The organism is Bacteroides sp. HMSC067B03, from assembly GCF_001811315.1.
Taxonomy (GTDB): domain Bacteria; phylum Bacteroidota; class Bacteroidia; order Bacteroidales; family Bacteroidaceae; genus Bacteroides; species Bacteroides faecis.
Genome location: NZ_KV804368.1, coordinates 136306 through 160561, shown reverse-complemented (window position 1 = coordinate 160561; position 24256 = coordinate 136306). Strand labels below are relative to the sequence as shown.

The window sequence follows — 24256 nt, the reverse complement described above, 5'->3', positions numbered from 1 at the left end:
TTTAAAAAGGAAGAATTATGAAGAAGATATATATGTTAGTGACAGCTTGCCTGATGAGCTTGACCTTGACAAACTGTGATGATTTTCTGGACTATAGTCCAACAGCGGTTATTGATGAGGATAAAGCTTTTTCAGATCCTGAAAAGATGGTAAACGCTGCTTATGCCATGTTGGGAGACTGTTGGTATTCATATCCGTTCAACTTATTTCCTTACGGTGACATTACTTCTGATGACTGTCTGAAAGGAGGATCGGGAACGACGGATACAGGATATCACCCTCTGGAAATTTGGTCGACGTTGACAGCTACTACTCCAAATGAAATGGATGAACTTTGGTATCGTTTATATTGTGCTGTCTCCCGTTGCAATCGGGCATTGGTTGCTTTAGACAGAAACGGAGACAGGGTCTTGGGAGAAAATGTAAAAGAACAACGTGTTGCTGAGGTGAAATTCCTTCGTGCACATTTCTATTATAAGCTATTGGTATTATTCCGCCAGGTTCCTTGGATTGATGAAATAGCGTATACCAATAATAGTATAGAGCAAATCCGTAATGATGAGTTTTCTTATGAAGAACTGTTTGGTAAGGTGATTGCGGATTTTGAGACTGCTTATAATGTATTGCCTGCTGAACAGACTGACGGAGGACGGGTTAATAAGATTGCCGCCGCCTCTTATCTGGCCAAATGTTATTTGAACTTGGCATGGGGAGACGGTTATGAGGCTACGACAGGTGAGAGCCACATAAACGAAGACTATATGCAGAAGGTGGTAACTTATACGAATGAGGTGACAGCTTCAGGTTATGATTATCTGGAAGATTATGGAGATATCTTTTTGCCGGATTACAAGAACAGTAAAGAATCCATCTTTGCAGTACAATGTTCCGACTATCAGGATGATAATACAAGTTATGGACGGGCTAACTGGTCGAACACTTTGAATGGATGCTGGGGAATGTGGTCTTGTGGATGGGACTTTCATAAGCCGTCACAAAACCTGGTTAATGCATTCAAAACTAAAGATGGTTTACCCATGTTTGATGATTATAATGAGGAAATAGATTATCCGGTCAATGGTGAGGTGGATGAACAGAAGTGGGACCCACGTTTATTCCATACGGTAGGTATGCCGACATATCCGTATAAATATGAAGCTGAATATACGATGACCAAGAATAATTCCCGTACACCGAATACGTATGGATATTATACTTCTTTGAAAGAAGTTCCACAGCGTTCTAAAGGAGAAACATACAATGGGTCTTGGCAAGCTTTTGCTATGAATGACTATGTATTCCGTTATACGGATGTGATGCTCATGCGTGCTGAAGCATTGGTAGAACTGGGTGAACTGGGTGAAGCACGTATTATTATTAATGATATTCGCGAGAGAGCCGCCAATTCAGTAAACAAACATATTGCTTATGCCAAAGACCAATGCGAGATCGCTCTTTATCCCGAGTCTTATTTTCAGGATAAAGAAACAGCACGTAAATGTCTGCGTTGGGAACGTCGTTTGGAAATGGCTATGGAAAATGGACGTTATTTTGACTTACGTCGTTGGGGAATTGCTTCCGAAACGTTGAATGCTTACTTTGCAAGTGAACAGAATAATGTATATGACGGACAAACTTATGCTCAATATTATAAAGACGCCCATTATGAGCCGAATAAGAATGAGTTTTTCCCGATACCTTATAATCAGCTGTATTATATTCCCGGATTATATACTCAAAATAAGAATTATTGATTCATAGGATGACTGTATCAGACGTTAAGTAAAGCACTTATTAATAAAAAGTATACTGAGAGGTAACATCTTTTACAGCGTTTGCAACAAAAGTGATAGGCGCTTCCTTCCGGAGCGCCTATCTTTGCACTGTAACAACTATCAAAAGTATAACAACTTTAATACCATAGAACATGAATTTATTTTTTTCTGTCAAACGACTTCAGACTGCTCTGATTTGTTTTATTCTCATGACTATTTCTGTTTCAACCCGAGCGGCAGGTTCTCCTTTGCAGATTAGAAATCTGGGAGAAGGTCATTGCCTTGTACGCGTCAATACTTCCCAGAAGTATCTGCTTCTGCCCGTAGAAGATGCTTCCCCCGATGTACGTATCAGTATGATCGTTAATAATAAAGAGGTAAAGAACTTCGATGTGCGCCTCGCTGTCAATAAGGTAGATTATTTTGTTCCGGTAGACCTTTCCGATTATTCCGGCAAGACAATCTCTTTTAAATTTAAAATGAACTCAAACGACCCTGTTCGTGTCAACCTTTCACCGGACAATACTGCTTGCTGCAAAGAAATGAGATTGTCCGATACTTTCGATACCGGTAACCGGGAGAAGTTCCGTCCCACCTACCATTTCTCTCCGCTTTACGGATGGATGAACGACCCGAACGGAATGGTATATAAAGATGGCGAATACCACCTCTTCTATCAGTATAATCCTTACGGCTCCAAATGGGGAAACATGAACTGGGGACATGCGATCAGCAAAGACCTGATTAACTGGGAACACCGCCCCGTCGCCATAACTCCCGATGCACTCGGCACTATTTTCAGCGGTTCGGCTGTAGTAGACCATCATAATACTGCCGGCTTCGGTGCAGGCGCCATCGTCGCTATCTATACTCAAAACAGTGACCGCCAAGTACAAAGCATCGCTTATAGCACCGATAACGGACGTACTTTTACCAAATATGAAAACAATCCTGTATTGGTGTCCGAAGCACGTGATTTCCGTGACCCGAAAGTCTTCTGGTACGAAGGAACACAGCGCTGGATCATGGTGCTGGCAGTAGGACAGGAGATGCAAATCTTCTCTTCACCTGATCTGAAAGACTGGACCTTTGAAAGCAGCTTCGGCGAAGGATACGGCGCTCATGGCAATGTGTGGGAATGTCCTGACCTGTTTGAACTTCCGGTAGAAGGAACCGGTGAAAAGAAATGGGTACTGCTCTGCAGTCTTGGTGACGGGCCTTTCGGAGATTCCGCAACTCAATATTTTGTCGGCAGTTTCGACGGTAAGAAGTTTATTTGTGACAATCAGCCAAATGTCACGAAATGGATGGACTGGGGAAAAGACCATTATGCTACTGTAACTTGGAGCGATGCTCCCGATAACCGCCGTATTGCTATCGCATGGATGAGCAACTGGCAATATGCCAATGATGTGCCGACCTCTCAATACCGTAGTCCGAACTCTGTTCCCCGTGACCTGAGTCTGTTTGCTGTAGGAGATGGCATCTATCTTCAATCTGCTCCTTCTCCCGAATTGCTGAAGTTGCGTGATATTTCTAAGAAGCGTTCATTCAGAGTGAACGGAACCCGTACGGTAAAAGAACTGGTTCCCGGTAACGAAGGTGCTTATGAAATAGAGCTGGCTATCAGAAATCAGCATGCAGATGTCATCGGCTTCCGTCTCTACAACGATAAAGGAGAAGAAGTAGACATGCAGTACGACATGAAAGAAAAGAAATTTTCGATGGATCGCCGCAAGAGTGGTGATGTAGGTTTCAATGAGAACTTTCCGATGTTGACCTGGACCGCGATTGAAGACGGCAAAGAGGAATTGAAACTTCGTCTGTATGTGGATAAGTCGAGTGTGGAAGCTTTCGGTGATGGCGGACGATTTGCTATGACGAATCAGGTATTTCCTTCGGAACCTTATAATCACATAGACTTTTATAGTAAAGGAGGAGCTTACAAAGTAGACTCTTTCGTAACCTATAAACTGAAGAAATAAAACAGCCCTTTCTTGCCGCGTTCTTTAATGGTTTACCTTTTAGGAAGGCATCATCTATGAGCTAACATGCCTTTATCTTTCCTTTATGTATGGGAGATGGCTATCGTCTCACCCGGGTGAAACGAGCACATCATTGTAGTGAAACGGTCTGCTCACTCCTGTGATACGTTCTTATCACGACTGTGGAACATAAGGGATATAAGGAGAAAAAATAAGAAGAGCCTGTTGAGAAAGAAACAGAATAACTGTGCTAATATACGAAATTATAATAGATAAAACAATGGAAAATACTAAAAACGCTTCTCTTTCTAAGCTTATCCCTGTGATGCTTTGTTTCTTCGCGATGGGATTTGTTGACTTGGTGGGCATTGCCTCCAACTATGTAAAGGCAGACTTAGGTCTGACGGATTCACAGGCAAACATCTTCCCTTCACTGGTGTTCTTCTGGTTCCTTATTTTCTCTGTACCTACCGGCATGCTGATGAGTCGTGTCGGTCAGAAGAAAACAGTATTGCTCAGTCTGATTGTGACATTTGCTTCTTTGCTGTTGCCTGTTTTCGGAGACAGTTATGCACTGATGCTCATCTCTTTCTCTCTGCTGGGAATAGGAAATGCTTTGATGCAGACTTCACTGAACCCGCTTCTTTCCAACATTGTCCGTGGCGACCGCTTGGCAAGCAGCCTCACTTTCGGACAATTTGTGAAAGCAATAGCCTCTTTCCTCGCTCCATATATCGCTATGTGGGGAGCTACGCAGGCTATTCCTTCTTTCGGCCTCGGCTGGCGTGTACTCTTCCCGATTTACATGATAGTGGCCATCATTGCTATATTCCTGCTCAACGCCACGCAGATTGAGGAAGAGAAAGAAGAAGGCAGACCTTCCACTTTCGGTCAGTGTCTGGCATTGCTTGGCAAACCGTTTATCCTGCTTTGCTTTATCGGAATCATGTGTCATGTGGGTATCGATGTCGGTACAAATACCACTGCTCCAAAGATTCTGATGGAACGTATTGGCATGACGCTTGATGAGGCCGCTTTTGCTACGAGTCTTTATTTTATCTTCCGTACGGCAGGTTGCTTCCTGGGTTCTTTCATTCTGCGCAAGATGTCCCCGAAATCTTTCTTCGGTATCAGCGTGGTTATGATGCTGGTTGCGATGGCCGGTTTGTTTATCTTCCACGAACAGGCTGTTATTTATGCTTGCATTGCTCTGATCGGTTTTGGAAATTCAAATGTATTCTCTGTTATCTTCTCACAGGCGTTGCTTTATCTTCCGGGCAAGAAAAATGAAGTATCCGGTTTGATGATTATGGGACTTTTCGGCGGAACGGTATTCCCGTTGGCTATGGGCGTTGCATCAGATACCTCGATGGGACAGAACGGTGCGATAGCTGTCATGACAGTCGGCGTACTTTATCTGCTGTATTATACGTTCCGTATTAAAAAATAACTTTATATTTGGAAAACAATTAAATCCGTAGATCATGAATAATATAATCGTAGGAATGGGCGAAGCATTATGGGATGTATTGCCCGAGGGAAAGAAAATAGGCGGAGCTCCGGCAAACTTCGCTTATCATGTATCACAGTTCGGTTTCGACAGCCGCGTGGTTAGTGCGGTAGGCAGAGATGAACTGGGCGACGAAATTCTGAAAGTATTCAAAGAAAAGAATCTGAAGACACAGATCGAACAGGTTGATTATCCTACCGGTACGGTACAGGTGACACTGGATGGTGAAGGCGTTCCCTGTTATGAGATTAAAGAAGGTGTGGCGTGGGACAATATTCCTTTCACGGACGAATTGAAACGTCTTGCTTTGAATACACGTGCTGTTTGTTTCGGTTCTCTGGCGCAGCGCAATGAAGTAAGCCGTGCTACGATCAACCGTTTCCTCGATACGATGCCTGATATAGATGGGCAGTTGAAGATATTCGATATCAATCTTCGTCAGGACTTTTATACGAAAGAAGTATTGCGTGAATCTTTTAAACGCTGCAACATCCTGAAAATAAATGATGAAGAACTGATAACTATCAGCCGTATGTTCGGTTATCCCGGTATCGACTTACAGGACAAGTGCTGGATTCTGCTGGCAAAATACAATCTGAAAATGCTGATTCTGACTTGTGGTATCAATGGCAGCTATGTATTTACTCCGGGAGTTGTCTCTTTCCAGGAAACTCCGAAAGTTCCGGTAGCTGATACGGTAGGGGCGGGTGACTCCTTTACCGCTGCTTTCTGTGCTTCCATTCTGAATGGCAAGTCGGTTCCCGAAGCGCACAAACTGGCTGTTGAAGTTTCCGCTTACGTTTGTACGCAGAGCGGGGCGATGCCTGAGCTTCCTGCAGTCTTGAAAGAACGGTTGAGGTAATCTTTCTTTTGAATATAAGGGCAAGGGCAGATCTTTTAAACAGAGACCTGCCCTTGTCTTTTGAGGTAATTATCCCCCTCCCCGAAATTTGCCGGAAGTGGTGAATACAAGAACGGATATCGGACAGGGTGTTGGAAATGTTACACTATTGATGGGAAGCCGGAGAAGGAGTGGGAAAAAACAGATCAGTCCGAAAATCCGGTTTAAGCTCCATACTGTACCGAAATGATGAATAATGAATGAAGAATTGGCTGCACTATCATGCTGCAAAGTAATTCTTCATTCTTCATTCAAAACCGATTCGAAATGAACTAAATTATTAGGCACGGATTACACGGATTAACACGGTTTTAGTGCTATGATTACGTAAAACAACCGTGTTAATCCGTGTAATCCGTGCCTAAATATATTCTTTTCCGATTCGAAAGAAACAAACAGAAAACAACCGGGGGCGGATTGATCCAGGAAAACGTATGATCTAGGTGAGGTACGGACATAAAAAAGGAGCAACGCCTTGCTCCAACCTTTGTTAACCTTAAATCTAATACTATGAAAAACACATTGCAAAGATACGGGCTTCTGTGAAATTAGCAAATAATCCAAATAAATAAGCCTGTTTTATAACATAGATTAAGTGTTTGGTTTACCCTTTATACTTTTCTTAATAAATGCTGAAGGAGTAAATCTCGTTTTTCTTCACTTTTATAAGTGAATAATTTAGTGATAGTTAGTGGACTTCACAGTTTTATTTTTTATTTTTGTTCTCCATCAGCTTGTTTGGTTTTCAGAGGTGAGGTAGTAAATCTCTGTATACTGATGGAAAGAATAGTTGGATGACAGAAAAGAATACGAAAAGATGAAATACAGTAAATGGATACCTCTATTATTTTGTTTGGTTTGGTTGACAGCGTGTCGACAAGATGCTCCTCATTTCCGTATTGGTGTAGCACAATGCAGCGACGATTCCTGGCGACATAAAATGAATGATGAGATTCTTCGGGAAGCGATGTTTTATGAAGGTGTTTCGGTAGAGATCCGTTCGGCGGGAGACGATAACAGTAAGCAGGCGGAAGATGTCCATTATTTTATGGATGAGGGAGTCGATCTGCTGATTATTTCCGCTAACGAAGCAGCTCCTATGACTCCGATTGTAGAAGAAGCCTATCAGAGAGGTATCCCCGTTATCCTTGTGGACCGTAAGATTCTTTCGGATAAATATACTGCTTATATTGGTGCCGATAATTATGAAATCGGTCGTTCGGTAGGAAACTATATTGCCTCCCGCCTCGAAGGGAAAGGAAATGTGGTGGAACTTACCGGATTGAGCGGTTCGACTCCCGCGATGGAACGGCATCAGGGATTTATGGCTGCTATCAGTAAATTTCCGGATATCAAACTGATTGATAAAGCCGATGCTGCATGGGAACGTGGTCCGGCAGAAATAGAAATGGACAGCATGCTCCGGCACCATCCCAAGATTGATGCCGTGTATGCTCATAATGACCGTATTGCTCCGGGAGCCTATCAGGCAGCCAAGAAAGCGGGCCGGGAAAAAGAAATGATTTTTGTGGGTATAGACGCCTTGCCGGGCAAAGGAAATGGGCTGGAACTGGTACTCGACAGTGTGCTGGATGCTACTTTTATCTATCCTACCAATGGCGATAAGGTGATGCAACTGGCCATGAATATTCTTGAAAAGAGACCCTATCCCAAAGAAACGGTGATGAATACCGCCGTTGTCGACCGTACCAACGCACATGTCATGCAGTTGCAGACTACACATATCTCTGAACTCGACAATAAAATTGAAACACTCAACGGACGTATCGGCGGTTATCTTTCCCGCGTAGCTACGCAACAAGTCGTCATGTATGGCAGTTTGGTTATTCTGTTGCTGGTGGCAGGGCTATTGTTGGTCGTTTATAAATCACTTCGCTCCAAGAACCGTCTGAATAAGGAACTCTTCCAACAGAAGCAGCAGTTGGAAGAGCAGCGTGACAAACTGGAAGAGCAGCGTGACCAATTGATACAGCTTTCTCACCAGCTGGAAGAAGCGACCCATGCCAAACTGGTGTTTTTTACAAATATATCTCATGATTTTCGTACTCCGCTGACATTGGTTGCCGATCCGGTAGAGCATTTATTGGCGGATAAGACTTTGAGTGGCGACCAGCACCGGATGCTCATGCTGATTCAGCGGAATGTGAATATCCTGCTGCGTCTGGTTAATCAGATTCTGGATTTCCGTAAATATGAGAACGGGAAGATGGAATTTACTCCGGTTTCTGTGGATATCCTTTCTTCTTTCGAAGGGTGGAATGAATCTTTTCAGGCGGCAGCCCGTAAGAAGCATATTCATTTCTCTTTTGATTCTATGCCGGAGACAGATTATCATACATTGGCAGATATGGAAAAGCTGGAACGTATTTATTTCAATCTCCTGTCCAATGCCTTTAAGTTTACACCGGAAAACGGAAAGATCGCTGTCCGCCTCTCCTCACTTAATAAAGAAGACAAGCGATGGATACGTTTTACAGTGGCAAATACCGGTTCTATGATTTCCGCTGAACATATCCGCAATGTTTTCGACCGTTTCTATAAGATCGATATGCACCATGCCGGTTCTGGAATCGGATTGGCATTGGTGAAAGCTTTCGTAGAAATGCATGGAGGAACAATCGCTGTGGAGAGTGATGAAAAGCTGGGCACGATTTTTACAGTTGAATTACCTGTACAGTCTTGTGAGACGGTTGCCACCGAACCGGATGATATCCTTGTTTCTCCGGACTCCCGCACAACGGATATTTTGTTGACCGAAGAGGAAGAACTGGTAAAAGGATATGATTCTTCCAAACCGTCCGTGCTGGTCATTGACGATAATGAGGATATCCGTTCGTATGTTCATACGCTGTTGCACACAGATTATACGGTGATTGAAGCGGCAGACGGTTCCGAAGGTATCCGCAAGGCTATGAAGTATGTTCCCGACCTGATCATTTCCGATGTGATGATGCCGGGTATTGATGGTATTGAATGTTGCCGCCGACTGAAAAGTGAGTTACAGACTTGTCATATTCCGGTTATTCTGCTGACTGCCTGTTCGCTGGACGAACAACGTATTCAGGGATATGACGGTGGTGCGGATTCTTATATATCCAAACCGTTCAGTTCGCAGTTACTGATGGCACGTGTCCGCAATCTGATCGATTCTCATCGTCGTCTGAAGCAGTTCTTTGGTGACGGGCAGACGTTGGCGAAGGAAGATGTCTGTGACATGGACAAGGATTTTGTAGAGAGATTCAAGTCGTTGATTGAGGAGAAGATGGGAGATTCCGGTCTGAATGTGGAGGATTTGGGTAAAGAGATGGGGCTCAGCCGTGTACAGCTTTACCGCAAGATTAAATCGTTGACTAATTATTCTCCGAACGAATTGCTCCGAATTGCCCGTTTAAAGAAAGCGGCTTCTTTACTCGCCTCTTCGGACATGACTGTGGCGGAGATTGGTTATGAAGTAGGTTTCAGTTCGCCTTCTTATTTTACCAAATGCTATAAAGAGCAGTTCGGAGAGAGTCCGACGGATTTCCTGAAAAGGAAAGGATAGTTTGATGAACAGGATACAAAGAAATATGAAAGATTATAAAGTAGATAAAGAGAGCTTTTCCGACTCTTTTCGGAAGGAAGTGTACGAAGTTATCTCCCAGATACCTGTGGGAAAAGTATCTACTTATGGAGGTATTGCCTTGCTTTTGGGGGTACCTCAATGTTCGCGGATGGTAGGACGCGCTCTAAAAGAAGTACCGGATGGGTTGCTGGTTCCCTGCCATAGAGTTGTCAATTCCGCCGGAAGGCTGGTGCCCGGATGGGTGGAACAAAAACAACTCTTGCTGGCAGAAGGAATTGCTTTCAAGGCTAACGGATGTGTTAATCTGAAAGAGCATCTGTGGCAGGCGGATGAATGAGAGATACCATGAAGGTGAGCCATATCATCCGTATCCATACTATAAAGAATACCCATACATGAAGCCATAAGGTTCTGGTGATGAATGTTCTGACGGGAACAGGAACAAACAGGTCGATAGGTACGACACATAACAGTGCAAAGCATGACCAGAACAGAATCTTGTCTGTCATTGTGCGTGTTGTCCTGCTCCAATACCACAGCATGAAACCTGCCAATGCTATGATGTAGGTATGCTTTTCGGCAGAGTCACTCAGCAATACCACCCATCCCATGAGGATACCCAAAGCCTGGGTGCGGAATGTAAAGGATGGCCATTTGCGGAAATTCCCCAAAAAGAGAAGAGTCAGCAGACCGAGCATTCCTAGCTGAAGTGTACGGAAATGGGGTAATGTCCACGCTGCAATGGGGCGGGCATAGAAAAATGAATCATACGCTCCGGTGGACTGATGGACAGCAAGACTATGACACCATTCTTCATAATAAGGAAACAAATCTATAGGAGCTATTTTGATTAAAGGTAACGCAAGCAATACGATGCCTGTTCCGACGGCATAACCTAAGTTACGCCAAAAGTGAGGATAACATAGCAGCAGTGCCAGTTCGAAAATACCATATACTTTGGTACATCCTGAAATCATGATTAAAAGAACAGCCAGAAAACCCCGGTCTTTCTCCAGCAATGTATAGGCAAATAAGAACATGCAGGCTACCGTTATATTATACTGGAATGAAAGCAGGCTTTGTCCCAGAATCAGTAACAGAAAAAGGAACATACGGCATTTTTGCTGATGGGTAAATTGTCTGGGAAGAGTGAAGATCGCCAGAAAGAACAGTGAATAATTGAATAGATTCCATGCGAAAGGTCCCAGCCATGCAGGCAGGTACGCAAACGGAGCGAACAGTACCGTGAAAACAGGAGAATAAAGAAAGAAGCGTCCGTGAAATTCTACAAAATCGGTAGTGTAAGGACTGATTCCTTGCCAGAAGAACTGAGTCGCATCGGAAAAGACCATAAAGTTTTGATGCCTTCCTCGCATAAATTCGAGCAGAGTCACTATAAAAGCGAGCAGGAAACCTATCAGATAGAGATTCCGCCGATGATAGAAAAACGGCATTTTTTGGGGTGTTTTACTAAAGTACTGAACTTGGCTTTTGCCGTCTAGTGTAGCAGAACCTGTTTGTTTTTCTTTTGTTGTGTAATGACAATTATCCTTCCCCAGGAAAATTGTAGTAAACCTGTTGAACATATAGAATCTAGTTTAGTTATCGGTGTCAAATATACGGTGTTTAAGTGAAATATTCAAACTTATTTTATATTAATCTGCCTGTTTGCTTTATTGTGTTGAGTGATAGGGAGATAGGATTCGGATGTCTTTTCGTATCATTACAAATAAAGCTTTTGATACGACCTTGCTCCTGAATAAAATTTGCATGTTTAATCCGTTTTTCGTATCTTTGTGCCAGCAAGATACTAGAACAGACTGTTTTTGTACTTACGAAATGCTATTTTTTTGCTATTCATTGAAAGGATTATCTTATCAAATTCTATTCCTTTTTTAATTACTCAGTCTGTCAATAATCATTTTATTAATTATTTCGGGAGTCATTGTAATTTGCCCCGTATTCAAATCAGAACTTTATACGATATAAAGAAAGATTTCTGTTATCGTTTGTTCTTATTTTGCTGTGTATATTATTTTAATAACCTAAACCATTTTATTGTATGAGTAAAATAGAAATTAAAGATCTTTATCTGGTTTTTGGTAATGAGAAGCAGAAAGCTTTGAAGATGCTGAAAGAAGGTAAAACTAAAAGTGAAATATTGAAAGCGACCGGGTGTACGGTTGCGGTGAAAGATGCGAATCTTTCCATTAATGAAGGCGAAATATTCGTCATTATGGGGCTTTCCGGTAGTGGAAAGTCCACTTTGCTTCGCTGCATCAACCGCTTGATTCGTCCCACCTCCGGTGAAGTGATTATCAATGGAACAGACATAGCCAAGGTGTCGGATAAAGAACTGTTGCAGATTCGTCGAAAAGAGTTGGCGATGGTCTTCCAGAACTTCGGTCTGCTTCCTCATCGCTCCGTTTTGCACAATATTGCTTTCGGGCTCGAGTTGCAGGGAGTGAAAAAAGGAGAGCGGGAAAAGAAGGCGATGGAAAGCATGCAGTTGGTGGGACTGAAAGGTTACGAAAATCAGATGGTAAGCGAACTGTCGGGAGGGATGCAGCAACGTGTGGGTTTGGCACGTGCTTTAGCCAATAACCCCGAAGTGCTGTTGATGGATGAGGCTTTCTCCGCGCTCGATCCTTTGATTCGTGTGCAGATGCAGGATGAATTGCTGACTTTACAATCGAAGATGAAGAAAACGATTGTCTTTATCACTCATGACCTGAGCGAAGCGATTAAATTGGGTGACCGGATTGCCATCATGAAGGATGGGGAAATTGTACAAATCGGTACGTCGGAAGAAATTCTGACCGAACCGGCTGACGCTTATGTGGAACGATTTGTAGAAAACGTAGATCGAAGCAAGATTATTACAGCTTCCTCCATTATGGTAGATAAACCCATAGTGGCACGTTTGAAGAAAGAAGGTCCGGAGGTACTGATCCGTAAGATGCGTGAACGTAACCTGACTGTTCTTCCGGTTGTCGATTCCAATGATATACTGATAGGAGAGGTGCGGTTGAATGACTTGCTGAAACTGCGAAAGGAGCAAGTCCGCTCCATCGATTCCGTAGTAAGGCATGAAGTGCATTCGGTATTGGGTGACACGGTTCTGGAAGATATTCTGCCATTGATGACAAAAACAAATTCGCCTATCTGGGTGGTGAATGAGAACCGGGAATTTGAAGGCGTCGTGCCTCTTTCGTCACTGATCATCGAAGTAACGGGAAAAGATAAAGAAGAAATTAATGAAATCATTCAAAACGCAATAGAATTATGATAAATATCGGACAATATATAGAGATGGCCATAAATTGGCTGACAGAACATTTTGCTTCATTCTTTGATGCTCTCAGTATGGGGATCGGAGGATTTATAGATGGATTCCAGCATGTGCTGTTCGGAATACCTTTTTATATTACAATCGCAGTATTGGCTGCGCTTGCCTGGTTCAAGTCGGGTAAAGGAACGGCCCTCTTTACTCTTTTGGGCTTATTATTAATCTATGGTATGGGCTTTTGGGAAGAAACGATGCAGACACTGGCATTAGTGCTTTCTTCCACCTGTCTGGCATTGCTTTTAGGGGTGCCGTTGGGGATCTGGACTGCCAACAGTGACCGTTGTAGCAAGATAATGCGCCCTATCCTCGACTTTATGCAGACAATGCCTGCTTTTGTCTATCTGATTCCTGCTGTCCTGTTTTTCGGATTGGGTACTGTGCCGGGAGCTTTCGCTACCATCATCTTTGCGATGCCTCCTGTGGTTCGTCTCACCGGTCTGGGTATCCGTCAGGTGCCTAAAAATGTGGTAGAGGCTTCCCGTTCTTTTGGTGCCACCCCTTGGCAGTTGCTTTATAAAGTACAGTTGCCCTTGGCGTTGCCTACCATCCTGACAGGAATAAATCAGACGATCATGATGTCACTCTCAATGGTAGTGATTGCTGCCATGATTTCTGCCGGAGGATTGGGAGAAATCGTACTGAAAGGTATCACTCAAATGAAAATCGGGCTCGGATTTGAAGGAGGTATTGCAGTCGTAATATTAGCGATTGTACTGGACCGGATTACTCAGGGAATGGCAGACAACAGAAAGAATAAAAAGAAATAAGAACGCATAAAAGAAAGGAATATATCAATGAATAAGATAAAAACGATAGCGGCTATGTTTATTGCCGCTCTGCTGTTCACCGTAGTTTCCTGCGGCGATAGTGGAAAGAATAAGAAGATAAGTATCGCCTATGCCAACTGGGCGGAAGGTATCGCTATAACAAACCTTGCTAAAGCAATTTTTGAGGATCAGGGATATGATGTGAAGTTATTGAATGCAGACCTTGCACCTATATTTACTTCTATCTCCCGTAAGAAAGCCGACATATTCATGGACGTCTGGATGCCTGTCACTATGGAAGATTATATGAAACAATATGGAGACAAACTCGAAACGATCGGTGATATTTATGATAGCGCCCGTATCGGACTTGTTGTTCCGGATTACGTTACTATCAACTCGATAGAAGAACTGAATGCAGAAAAAGAACGTTTCTCCGGTCAGATTGTCGGCATCGATGCAGGAGCCGGTATTATGAAAGCTACTGATCAGGCCATCAAAGATTATGGACTGGACTATAAACTGCTGACTTCGAGCGGACCTGCCATGACTGCCTCACTAAAGAAGGCGATTGATAGAAACGACTGGATTGTTGTAACAGGATGGACGCCTCACTGGATGTTCGACCGTTTTAAACTGAAGGTGCTCCAAGACCCTAAACATATATATGGCAATGCGGAGTCCATTCATACTGTAGCATGGAAAGGTTTTAGCGAGAAAGACCCTTTTGCTGCCAGACTTCTGAGAAATATCCGCCTGACAGACGCGGAGATCAGTTCTTTAATGACTGCTCTGGAAGAAGCCCGGACAACGGAAAGACAGGCTGCCCGTAAATGGATGGAGGAACATAAAGAATTAGTTGACAGTTGGATTCCTGAGAAGAATCCGGCTATGAACTAAATGGATGAAGTTTTACTTCAACCATCCCCCCATTCTTTCTTTTCCGTAGAAGTAGTAGAAAAGTAATCCCACCCAACTGGTCAGGACGATTAACACGATAGCTATGAGTCTTTTCTCTATAGCTGCATTGATGTTCCAAATTTCTATAGCGGCTCTGAAAGTCAGTATCAAACCGACAATCCAAATAATAAATCCAATCATATCTTTTGAGTTTTAGTGATTATCTTCGTGAGAAGTAGTCGTTACTTCTAAGATATAAACAAAAAAGGCAGGAATCTGTTTTCAAGATTCCTGCCTTTTATATAGATTGGAGTATTTCTACTTATTATTCAGCACCCCAGTTTTCTCTGGCAAGACGTTTGTAGCTGTTGTAACGCCATTTAGCATTTTCTTCAGCAGCTTTGAACAATTCTTCAGCTTCAGCAGGATATTGTTTCATTACAGAAGCATAACGAACTTCACCCTTCAAGAAACCTTGGAAGTCTTCCCAATTCGGTTCTTTGCTGTCCAATTGGAACGGATTCTTTCCTTCTTCTTCCAAAGCAGGATTGTAACGCCACAAGTGCCAGTAACCGCACTTAACAGCCTTTTCTTCCTCTTCCTGACTCTTACCCATACCGGCTTTCAAACCGTGGTTGATACATGGAGCGTAAGCGATGATCAATGATGGTCCCGGATATGCTTCAGCTTCACGGATAGCTTTCAGAGTCTGAGCTTGGTCAGCACCCATAGCGATCTGAGCAACATATACATAACCGTAAGTAGTAGCCATCAGACCGAGGTCTTTCTTACGTACACGCTTACCTGCAGCAGCAAACTTAGCGATAGCACCCATCGGAGTAGCTTTAGAAGACTGACCACCAGTGTTAGAGTAAACCTCAGTATCGAGTACAAGGATGTTAACGTCCTTACCTGAAGCGATTACATGGTCAAGACCACCATAACCGATATCGTAAGAAGCACCGTCACCACCGATGATCCACTGGCTGCGTTTAACAAGATATTGTTGCAGTTCAGCGATTTGCTTGCAGTGGTTGCATTTATCCTTGGCAGCTTCAACCATCGGAATGATCTTTTCAGCCAGTTCCTTAGTCTTTTCTGCATCCAGCATATTGTTGATCCATTCAGCGAATACCTCTTTGTACTCGGCAGGACAGCAGTCAGAAGCGATGGCTTCGTTCATAACTTTCACCAGACGGGCACGCATCTTTTCGTTAGCCAATTCCATACCCAGACCGAATTCGCAGAAGTCTTCGAACAGTGAGTTAGCCCAAGCAGGACCATGACCCTTTTCGTTCGTAGTATACGGAGTAGAAGGTACTGAACCGGAATAGATAGAAGAACATCCTGTAGCGTTAGCAACCATTTCGCGGTCACCGAACAACTGAGAAATCAGTTTCACGTACGGAGTTTCACCACAACCGGAGCAAGCGCCGGAGAACTCAAACAACGGAGTTGCGAACTGAGAGTTCTTCACGTTAGCCTTGATGTCAACCAGATGTTGTTTGCTCTTCACATTTTCAGCGCAGTAAGTCCAGTTTTCAGCTTCAGCCAACTGGCTTTCGAGGTGTTTCATGGTCAATGCCTTGCCACCCTTCTTCGGATTACCCGGACAGATGTCGGCACAGTTACCGCAACCCAGACAGTCGAGAACGTCTACCTGAATACGGAATGTCATACCATCGAATGCTTTACCTACAGCTTTCAGTTGTTCGAACTTAGCACCCTTCTGCTCTTCAGCATCGAGTACGAACGGACGGATAGAAGCGTGAGGACAAACATATGCACACTTGTTACACTGGATACAGTTTTCAGCATTCCATTCGGGAACAAATGCGGCAACACCACGTTTTTCGTATTTAGAAGTACCTTGATGCCAAGTACCGTCTTCGATACCCTTGAATGCAGATACCGGCAGCAAGTCACCGTCTTGTGCATTGATCGGGCGAACTACTTCGTTGATGAATGCAGGATCGTTGTTTTCTGTTTTTGCATCATCCGGCAGGTTAGCCCAAGCTGGATCGACAGTCAGAGTCTTGTATTCACCACCGCGGTCTACAGCAGCGTAGTTCTTGTTAACAACGTCTTCACCCTTCTTGCCGTAAGACTTAACGATGAATTTCTTCATCTGCTCAACAGCTTGATCTACAGGAATAACGCCTGTGATACGGAAGAATGCAGACTGAAGGATTGTATTGGTACGGTTACCCAAACCGATTTCCATTGCAATCTGAGTTGCATTGATATAGTATACAGAGATATTGTTCTGTGCAAAGTACTTCTTCACCTTGTTAGGCAGGTTCTTAGCCAGTTCTTCACCTTCCCAGATTGTGTTCAGCAAGAAAGAACCGTTTTTACGCAAACCGCGTGTTACGTCGTACATGTGCAGGTAAGCCTGAACGTGACAAGCAACGAAGTTCGGCGTATTTACCAAGTAAGTAGAGCGGATCGGAGTATCACCGAAACGCAGGTGAGAACAAGTGAAACCACCTGACTTCTTAGAGTCGTAAGAGAAGTAAGCCTGACAGTGTTTGTCGGTGTTGTCACCGATAATCTTAACAGAGTTCTTGTTGGCACCTACCGTACCGTCAGCACCCAGACCGTAGAATTTAGCTTCGAACATACCTTCGCCGCCCAGAGCGATTTCTTCTTTTTGAGGAAGGGAAGTGAACGTAACGTCGTCTACGATACCGATAGTGAAATGGTTCTTCGGCATTGGCATAGCCAAGTTTTCGAATACAGAGATGATCTGTGCCGGAGTTGTATCTTTTGAACCCAGACCGTAGCGACCGCCAACGATAACAGGAGCATTTTCTGCGCCATAGAAGCAGTCTTTAACGTCAAGGTAAAGAGGTTCACCGTTAGCACCCGGTTCTTTGGTACGGTCAAGCACTGCGATGCTCTTTGCAGTCTTGGGTACAGCAGCCAGGAAGTGTTTAGCAGAGAACGGACGATACAAGTGTACGGCAACCATACCTACTTTTTCGCCGTTTGCTACCAAGTGGTCGATAGCTTCGCGGGCAGCTTCAGTTACAGAACCCATTGCGATAATTACGCGTTCTGCATCTTCTGCGCCGTAATAGTCGAACAAACCGTATTTGCGGCCTGTGATCTTGGAAATTTCGTTCATGTATTCTTCTACGATAGCAGGAACTGCTTCATAGTAGTTATTGCATGATTCACGATGTTGGAAGAAGTGGTCGGGGTTTTCAGCCATACCACGGGCAACCGGCTTCATCGGATTCAGTGCACGGGCACGGAATTCAGCCAAAGCTTCCTGGTCGATCAGCGGAGCGAGATCGTCGTTTTCCAACATTTCGATCTTCTGGATTTCGTGAGAAGTACGGAAGCCATCGAAGAAGTTCATGAACGGAACGCGTGATTTGATAGTAGCCAGATGAGCAACACCTGCCAAATCCATAACTTCCTGTACAGAACCTTCTGCCAACATGGCGAAGCCGGTTTGACGAGCTGACATTACGTCCTGATGGTCACCGAAGATACACAATGCGTGAGAAGCCAGTGTACGGGCAGATACATGGAATACGCAAGGCAAGAATTCACCGGCAATTTTGTACATGTTAGGGATCATCAAAAGAAGACCCTGAGAAGCAGTGTAAGTAGTAGTCAGCGCACCAGCCTGAAGAGAACCGTGAACTGCACCGGCAGCACCACCTTCAGATTGCATTTCCTGTACCAATACTGTTTCGCCGAAGATGTTCTTACGTCCTGCGGCAGCCCATTCGTCTACGTACTCAGCCATAGTCGAAGAAGGAGTGATGGGGTAGATAGCTGCTACTTCAGAGAACATATACGAGATATGTGCTGCAGCTTGGTTACCATCACATGTGATGAATTTCTTCTGTTTAGTCATAACTAAATTAAATATTTAAGTAAATAAATCTTTTTAGTATAAGAATCCGAACATCCAGAGAGGTATTTGGTTGCCGCGGCCTATTTCGGCCTTTTGCAACGCATACGTCACGTCCGGGTTATTCTTTATTTTTGCACCTTCCGCGCAAATTTTGAACGGCATCACTTCGTCTACCATAAAAGAGACGTTTTTATCTCCTTTATGTACTTTATGGTCTTTCCATAATGTGTTAACGAAGAAAGTGTCGAGTACATCCTGTTCTTCCACTTTCACCGGATAAATGGAGTACATCAGGTTCGAGTTGTGCATCATAATCTTTGACGGCTTTTTAGGGAATTCTTCTCCCTTCGGGTAAACCAGATTAATGAGACGCGCGTCTGCCAGATACTTGATATAGTTCATTATCGTAGCGCGGGATGTCTGTATATCACTTGCCAGTTGGCTCACGTTAGGAGCTTTCGGGCCGTCCACAGCCAACAAATATAGTAATTTTTTTATCTTTGAAAGATATTTCAGCTCAATTTGTTTGATCAGCAGGATGTCTACTTCTACCATCATGTTCATTGTTTTCAGCAGATTCTCCGAGAAATTGCGTTTTTCAAGGAAGAAAGGATAGAAGCCATGATGCAGGTAATCCTGAAAATAGTCCAGCGGACGCACTTTGGAAAGTACTCCTTTGGCTATCTGTTCGTGTGTGCTGAGGATTTCTTCGAGGCTATACGCCCGGAATTTCATTCCTGTCTGTAAGTTCAGAAACTCGCGGAATGAAAAACCACGCAGGTTATAACTTTTTGCGATGTCGCGCAATTCAAGATTTTCTTCTTTCAGCCTCATAACGGAAGAACCGGTGAAGACAATCTTCAGGCTGGGGAAACGGTCATAGCACATTCGTAACTCTCTGCTCCATTCCGGGTGCTTGAACACTTGGTCGATCAGCAGCACTTTTCCGCCACGTTTCTGAAACTCGTTGGCGAAGTCAACGAGGCTGTGTCCGGAGAAATAGAAGTTGTTCATGTTAATGAACAGGCAGGAACGGTCCGTTCCGAATTTCTCTTTGGCGTACTGTAGGAGGAAAGTGGTTTTTCCTACGCCACGTGTCCCTTTGATACCAATCAGGCGGTCGCTCCAGTCGATCTCATCCATAAGATCACGGCGAACGGGGGCATTGGTGTGCTCAACGAGGTAGGCGTGTGTGCGATAGAATGATTCCATTTCTTTTCTTTGTTTTTCGGCTGGCAAATATAGTGCTTTTTTTAGGATTTGCAAAGTAGAGATAGCAAAAATGTGCTTTAATTTATAAGTTTCTCTTTATTGTGTAAGTTCCTGATTATTTCCTGTATATATTTGCAGAATAATGTGTTGAATCCATCTTTGACATGACGAAAAGACCTGTTTATATATTCAATCCGGAGCATGATATGGCGTTGGCAAGCGGTGAGACGAACTATATGGCGCCGGCTTCCGCCCGCCAGATGGCGAGTGATCTGGCGTTGCTTCCTATGTGGTATGCCGATGCGGGAAGTGCGGTGTTGGCACCGTCTGCTTATAATGCGGACTTCCTGAAAACAAAGAGTGAACTATTGAGCATGGATGTGGCATTGTTGACAGAACCGGAAGTGGCTGACGGGAAGGACCGGAAGTTCTCTCCGTGGGGTTGGGACCCTGCTTTGCGGAAGCGTTTGATGACATTGGGAGCAGATCAGGCGGAGCTACCTTCTGCGGATTATATGAATATTCTGAGAGAACACTCACATCGTCTGCAGGCGGTAAAGTTGTTGCCGGGGTTGCGGTTGAATGAATACTTCTGTGGAGAATCTTTTTATTTGAATACTTTGGCGGAGTGCAGTGCGTTCGTCGAAGGTCGGGAAGTGTGTTTGTTAAAAGCTCCGCTTTCCGGAAGCGGGAAAGGATTGAATTGGTGTAAAGGCATATTTACAACTTTTATTTCCGGTTGGTGTGCCCGTGTCGCTGCTTCTCAGGGTGGGGTGGTAGGCGAACCTATATATAACAAGGTGGAAGATTTCGCTATGGAGTTTTATGCCGATGGGAGAGGACGGGTTGTTTTTGCCGGATATTCGGTCTTCCACACGGGTGGGAGTGGGATGTATGCGGGAAATGACTTGCTGTCTGACGAGAAGATTCTGCAGAAACTATCGGCTTATGTGCCACAAGAAGAATTTATCAGGCTGCGGACTCGTCTGGAAGAAGAATTATCAGCTTTGTTCGGTAGCTTTTATCATGGATACTTGGGAGTGGATATGATGATTTGTCATTTTCCGGGTGAAGCGCCTGTTTACCGGATTCATCCTTGTGTCGAAATTAATCTGCGAATGAATATGGGGGTGGTGGCACGGTTCTTGACGGATCGTTATTTGGCTGCGGATGCGGAAGGAGTCTTTCGGATTGATTATTATCCTTTAGCCGGTCAGGCTTTGGAGGAACATCGGCAGATGTCGGCTTCGTTCCCTTTGTCCGTAGAGAATAATCGGGTGTGTGACGGGTATTTGCCGTTAGTGCCGGTGACGTCTCAAAGCCGGTATCGTGCGTTTCTTTATTGTAAATGATCTGTTTTTGGTTCATCTAATCCTATAGAATGTATATTCAAGCTAGCCGGTTGCCCATCGTGTATCGTTTCAGCACTGATAGTGAGAAAGGTGGATTTGCTTGCATTAAAGCAGTGAATTGTAGCCTCTCCGTTTTCATCTGTTTCTATATTTGGATTCCAGTAGAGGGTGCGTCGTCTGTCATTTGAGGGAAGTGGCTGGCTGGGTAAATATTGGGGGGAATAAAATTCTAGCGGATGTGTGTACCCTTTTATGGTGGTGTAGCGTATACCTCGTGTATAGTCATACCTTAGATGTGGATTCCAACCATCTTTGGTGATGATGTTGCAGATAACTCCCCAACGACCATATTCACTGTGTGGTTGCTCTGTCCAATCCCGATCATTATATTTGTAATTGTCAAGCATGTGGCTATATCCCGTTTCAAAATTCTTGTCTTGCAACATGTTGTGTACACCGACTCCTTTGCAAAAGATGATGTATTTTACGGCGTTGATACTTTCATCTTTCCATGTGATGTCGTGTTTGCCGTTCACAAATTCCTCTATGCCTCCATATTTCTTGATAATACCGGAATTGATATCTTTTAAAAAGTCACTTATGGTAATGTAATCTTTTCCCTTATCCCGTTCTTCTTCGAGCAGTTGCTCTACATCGTAGAAGGCAAACACACTCTGTTCAAAGCGGATTGTGTTAAGGTCTTGTTGACGTTTTTTGGCTTTAATGGTCACTTCGCTGATCCAATGACTGTCTGATCCGAATACAGAATCTTGGTAGACAGAGTCATTAAATCTTGCCAGCCACTCCAGTTTGTTTGAGTTGTTCCATAACGGATTCAGTTCGTTGTAGGTTAAAATCCTCAAGCTTGGCTGGAAATTGCGGAAAAGCTTGACAAGGCACATACGGTTTCGAGGCTTTCCCGGTTTATGTGTCTGGAAAATAGCTTCCATCGTTTCTTCGAAAGGCATTACGGGGAGGTTAAAATAACCTGTTGAATCGGTATAAGTGATTCCCGCTGCAAACAAACTATCTGTACGTGTCAGAATGCTGACTTCCATATCTGGCTGAGCTTTTTTCAATATGATAGAGAGTACTTGGCCATGCAGAGTTAATTCCTTCTCCGGTTGATAGCGTGGCGTAAATTCTTTAATGCCCATTGCTGTGGGCATGTCATATTTTCGCCAGCCGTGTATGAGTAGCAATAAGTCAAGTTTTCTGAGCCGTTGGGGTGAAGTGTCTGCAAAGTAATAGCCGGGCTGGTGGATATACCCTTTCAAATCTGATGTGAGCAGTAGATCTGTGAAGAGGGTGTTGTCATATTCCATATAATCGGAAGCTTCCCAGTCACGGATAGCGACTGATATTTTTCCTTTTACGGGATTTCCCGTTGAGTCTTTCAGTGAGAGATGGCAAGCGATGGGAGCGTAGGGAGTGTACAAAATAGTATTACTGCGAACTTTCAGTTGTAATGGATTCTTTTGAGGCATTACATAGCAGAATCGTTCGCATAATGTTTCGCACCGACTGTTGATGAGCGAAACTTGCATAATTCCCGTTGGAAGTGTTTCTGTCGGTAGCAGAAAACGGTTGGTATTCTTATTTTCCCATTTTACTATGTGATAAGTAATTGGGCGACCTTGGTGGCTGAAGAACACGGCAACTGTATCTTCCCTGCTTGTTTGTTCGTTGCGCATGACGCATATTTCGTATTGATTGCCCCGCTTTTCTACACGGAGAACATATCCTGCCGGCAGTGCTTTCGGTAGTTTGAAACTATATTTTTTATCATTCCAAATGACGTGTGCGGTGGAAGGCTCGGCTGTAGGCGTATACATAAAATAGCCCATGCCTTCGTGAAGTGTTTCGAAAGAGGTGACATTCGTGTTTTGCTGAATTTCTCCAGACAGGCAGACATTGATTGTATCTTTGCTTTCTGCTTTGAAAGCCACTACAGACGTGATCCCCTGTACTAATTGTCCCCCTTCAGGAAAAAAATGGAGAGAAAGTTTATTCTTTTTCTCTCTGGGACGTAGCCGGAAAGAAGGGTCCCAGTTGTACATGGCTATGCTTCGGTCTTTTTGGTGATTATCGCTGAGCCAGCGATAGATGGGGAAAGTTCGTGAGAAATATTGTGTTTCGTTAAAGGCAAGCATCCACTTGGTATATGCCCGCACTTCGTAGTATCCTGACAGCACGTATTCTGTTAGTGGAATTTGTCCGTATCCTTCTCCATTCTCCAGTTTTATGATTTGCTTATTTGTAGTGTATCCCATCTGGTCTATTAATTCTACGTAAAGTGGGGTGCTGATGGTACTTGGCTGGTTGTTCTCTGCCGTCACTACATACGCTTTAAACCAAATGGTGTCGCCTGCATAATAGCTTGTGTTGTCAAAATGCAGGTGTACTTTCTCGCGAGGGTAGGCGTCGGCAAAGGTTTGCGCATGGTTGAAGTAATGCGCAAATAGGCTGTCGATTCCTGCTGCTTTTGTAGCGAACGGATGCATGGTCAGGTAGCCTAGGAGAAAGAGAATAAAGTGGATGTGGCTCATATATATTCTTAATTGTATACAGTTACATCAATGTTGATAATTTTTATAGATGTAAATTTTGTAGCATCTTCTTGTATGTAAAAACTTTCGGATGCTGAGCGGAGCTACAATTGTTAATGTTATTATTTTGTATATTAAGTTTCTTTTGTTTCAGTAGCATACCTCAAATGTAAGTAATATAAATGATTTAGAGGTATCTTTTACTGCCAATTTTAAAGTTTGTCACAGTTCCTTACTCTTTTAGGCAGAGAGATTTACAATTATACTTCTTTTGACATGATTCTGTTCTATTTTGCTCGTTTTTGTTTATTGTTTTAGCTTACTGATTAATAGCCATAACTTCTCTAGCCATCCGTTTTCTCTCTCAGTGAATTTAATATGAGTTTTGCTCTCATGCTCTAACTGTTCGTCTGTATCCCTTTATTCATCGATGTTTTAGCAGTTAGAGATCCAATGGTAGCAGAGTGAGAGCAAGTCCTTGCTCTCACTCTGCATCTTC

Annotated in this window: 15 protein-coding genes; 10 read left to right on the top strand and 5 right to left on the bottom strand. The window is 43.7% G+C overall.

What is annotated here, in order from left to right; translation table 11 throughout:
* Window positions 1-17: 17 nt before the first annotated feature.
* From HMPREF2794_RS14570 to HMPREF2794_RS14545, 6 genes are all read left to right on the top strand, one after another.
* Complete coding sequence (locus tag HMPREF2794_RS14570) at window positions 18-1754, top strand: RagB/SusD family nutrient uptake outer membrane protein (protein WP_010538982.1); 1737 nt, start codon at window positions 18-20, stop codon at window positions 1752-1754.
* 173 nt (window positions 1755-1927) lie between these two features.
* Window positions 1928-3760, top strand: coding sequence for a glycoside hydrolase family 32 protein (locus HMPREF2794_RS14565; protein ID WP_055270223.1), 1833 nt, complete (start codon window positions 1928-1930; stop codon window positions 3758-3760).
* Window positions 3761-4040: 280 nt separating this feature from the next.
* Window positions 4041-5210: an MFS transporter gene (locus HMPREF2794_RS14560; RefSeq protein ID WP_010538980.1), complete on the top strand. Its 1170-nt coding sequence runs from the start codon at window positions 4041-4043 to the stop codon at window positions 5208-5210.
* Between the two features lie 34 nt (window positions 5211-5244).
* On the top strand, window positions 5245-6132 hold the full coding sequence (locus HMPREF2794_RS14555; protein ID WP_010538979.1) for a carbohydrate kinase family protein: 888 nt from the start codon (window positions 5245-5247) through the stop codon (window positions 6130-6132).
* 856 nt (window positions 6133-6988) lie between these two features.
* A complete protein-coding gene (locus HMPREF2794_RS14550) occupies window positions 6989-9733 on the top strand; it encodes a substrate-binding domain-containing protein (protein WP_055270233.1) in 2745 nt (914 codons plus the stop codon).
* A 25-nt stretch (window positions 9734-9758) separates the two neighbouring features.
* Entirely contained in the window at window positions 9759-10091 is a 333-nt protein-coding gene (locus tag HMPREF2794_RS14545; protein ID WP_010538977.1) for an MGMT family protein, read from the top strand.
* On the opposite strand, the gene HMPREF2794_RS14540 is transcribed toward HMPREF2794_RS14545, so the two are convergent.
* Window positions 10054-11208, bottom strand: coding sequence for a glycosyltransferase family 87 protein (locus HMPREF2794_RS14540; protein WP_070751770.1), 1155 nt, complete (start codon window positions 11206-11208; stop codon window positions 10054-10056). The genes HMPREF2794_RS14545 and HMPREF2794_RS14540 overlap by 38 nt on opposite strands.
* Before the next feature lie 608 nt (window positions 11209-11816).
* Between HMPREF2794_RS14540 and HMPREF2794_RS14535 the strand changes: the two genes are divergently transcribed.
* Genes HMPREF2794_RS14535 through HMPREF2794_RS14525 form a run of 3 tightly spaced genes read left to right on the top strand, consistent with a single transcriptional unit; the run spans window position 11817 to window position 14770 of the window.
* Window positions 11817-13043: a quaternary amine ABC transporter ATP-binding protein gene (locus HMPREF2794_RS14535; RefSeq protein WP_070751769.1), complete on the top strand. Its 1227-nt coding sequence runs from the start codon at window positions 11817-11819 to the stop codon at window positions 13041-13043.
* Window positions 13040-13870 carry an ABC transporter permease gene (locus HMPREF2794_RS14530; protein ID WP_070751768.1) on the top strand — a complete coding sequence of 277 codons (831 nt, stop codon included), beginning with the start codon at window positions 13040-13042 and terminating at the stop codon, window positions 13868-13870. The genes HMPREF2794_RS14535 and HMPREF2794_RS14530 overlap by 4 nt, the downstream gene beginning before the upstream one ends.
* Window positions 13871-13924: 54 nt before the next feature.
* Window positions 13925-14770 (top strand): glycine betaine ABC transporter substrate-binding protein, encoded by an 846-nt coding sequence (locus HMPREF2794_RS14525; RefSeq protein WP_074759489.1) that lies wholly within the window; start codon window positions 13925-13927, stop codon window positions 14768-14770.
* Between the two features lie 12 nt (window positions 14771-14782).
* On the opposite strand, the gene HMPREF2794_RS14520 is transcribed toward HMPREF2794_RS14525, so the two are convergent.
* From HMPREF2794_RS14520 to HMPREF2794_RS14510, 3 genes are all read right to left on the bottom strand, one after another.
* Window positions 14783-14971 (bottom strand): hypothetical protein, encoded by a 189-nt coding sequence (locus HMPREF2794_RS14520; protein WP_055270219.1) that lies wholly within the window; start codon window positions 14969-14971, stop codon window positions 14783-14785.
* Window positions 14972-15095: 124 nt separating this feature from the next.
* Window positions 15096-18644 carry a pyruvate:ferredoxin (flavodoxin) oxidoreductase gene (gene nifJ, locus HMPREF2794_RS14515; RefSeq protein WP_070751767.1) on the bottom strand — a complete coding sequence of 1183 codons (3549 nt, stop codon included), beginning with the start codon at window positions 18642-18644 and terminating at the stop codon, window positions 15096-15098.
* A 33-nt stretch (window positions 18645-18677) separates the two neighbouring features.
* Entirely contained in the window at window positions 18678-19856 is a 1179-nt protein-coding gene (locus HMPREF2794_RS14510) for an ATP-binding protein (RefSeq protein ID WP_010538969.1), read from the bottom strand.
* Window positions 19857-20020: 164 nt separating this feature from the next.
* Between HMPREF2794_RS14510 and HMPREF2794_RS14505 the strand changes: the two genes are divergently transcribed.
* Window positions 20021-21208, top strand: coding sequence for a hypothetical protein (locus tag HMPREF2794_RS14505; protein WP_070751766.1), 1188 nt, complete (start codon window positions 20021-20023; stop codon window positions 21206-21208).
* On the opposite strand, the gene HMPREF2794_RS14500 is transcribed toward HMPREF2794_RS14505, so the two are convergent.
* Window positions 21196-23757, bottom strand: a complete 2562-nt coding sequence (locus HMPREF2794_RS14500; RefSeq protein WP_070751765.1) for a hypothetical protein — start codon at window positions 23755-23757, stop codon at window positions 21196-21198. The genes HMPREF2794_RS14505 and HMPREF2794_RS14500 overlap by 13 nt on opposite strands.
* Window positions 23758-24256: the final 499 nt, after the last annotated feature.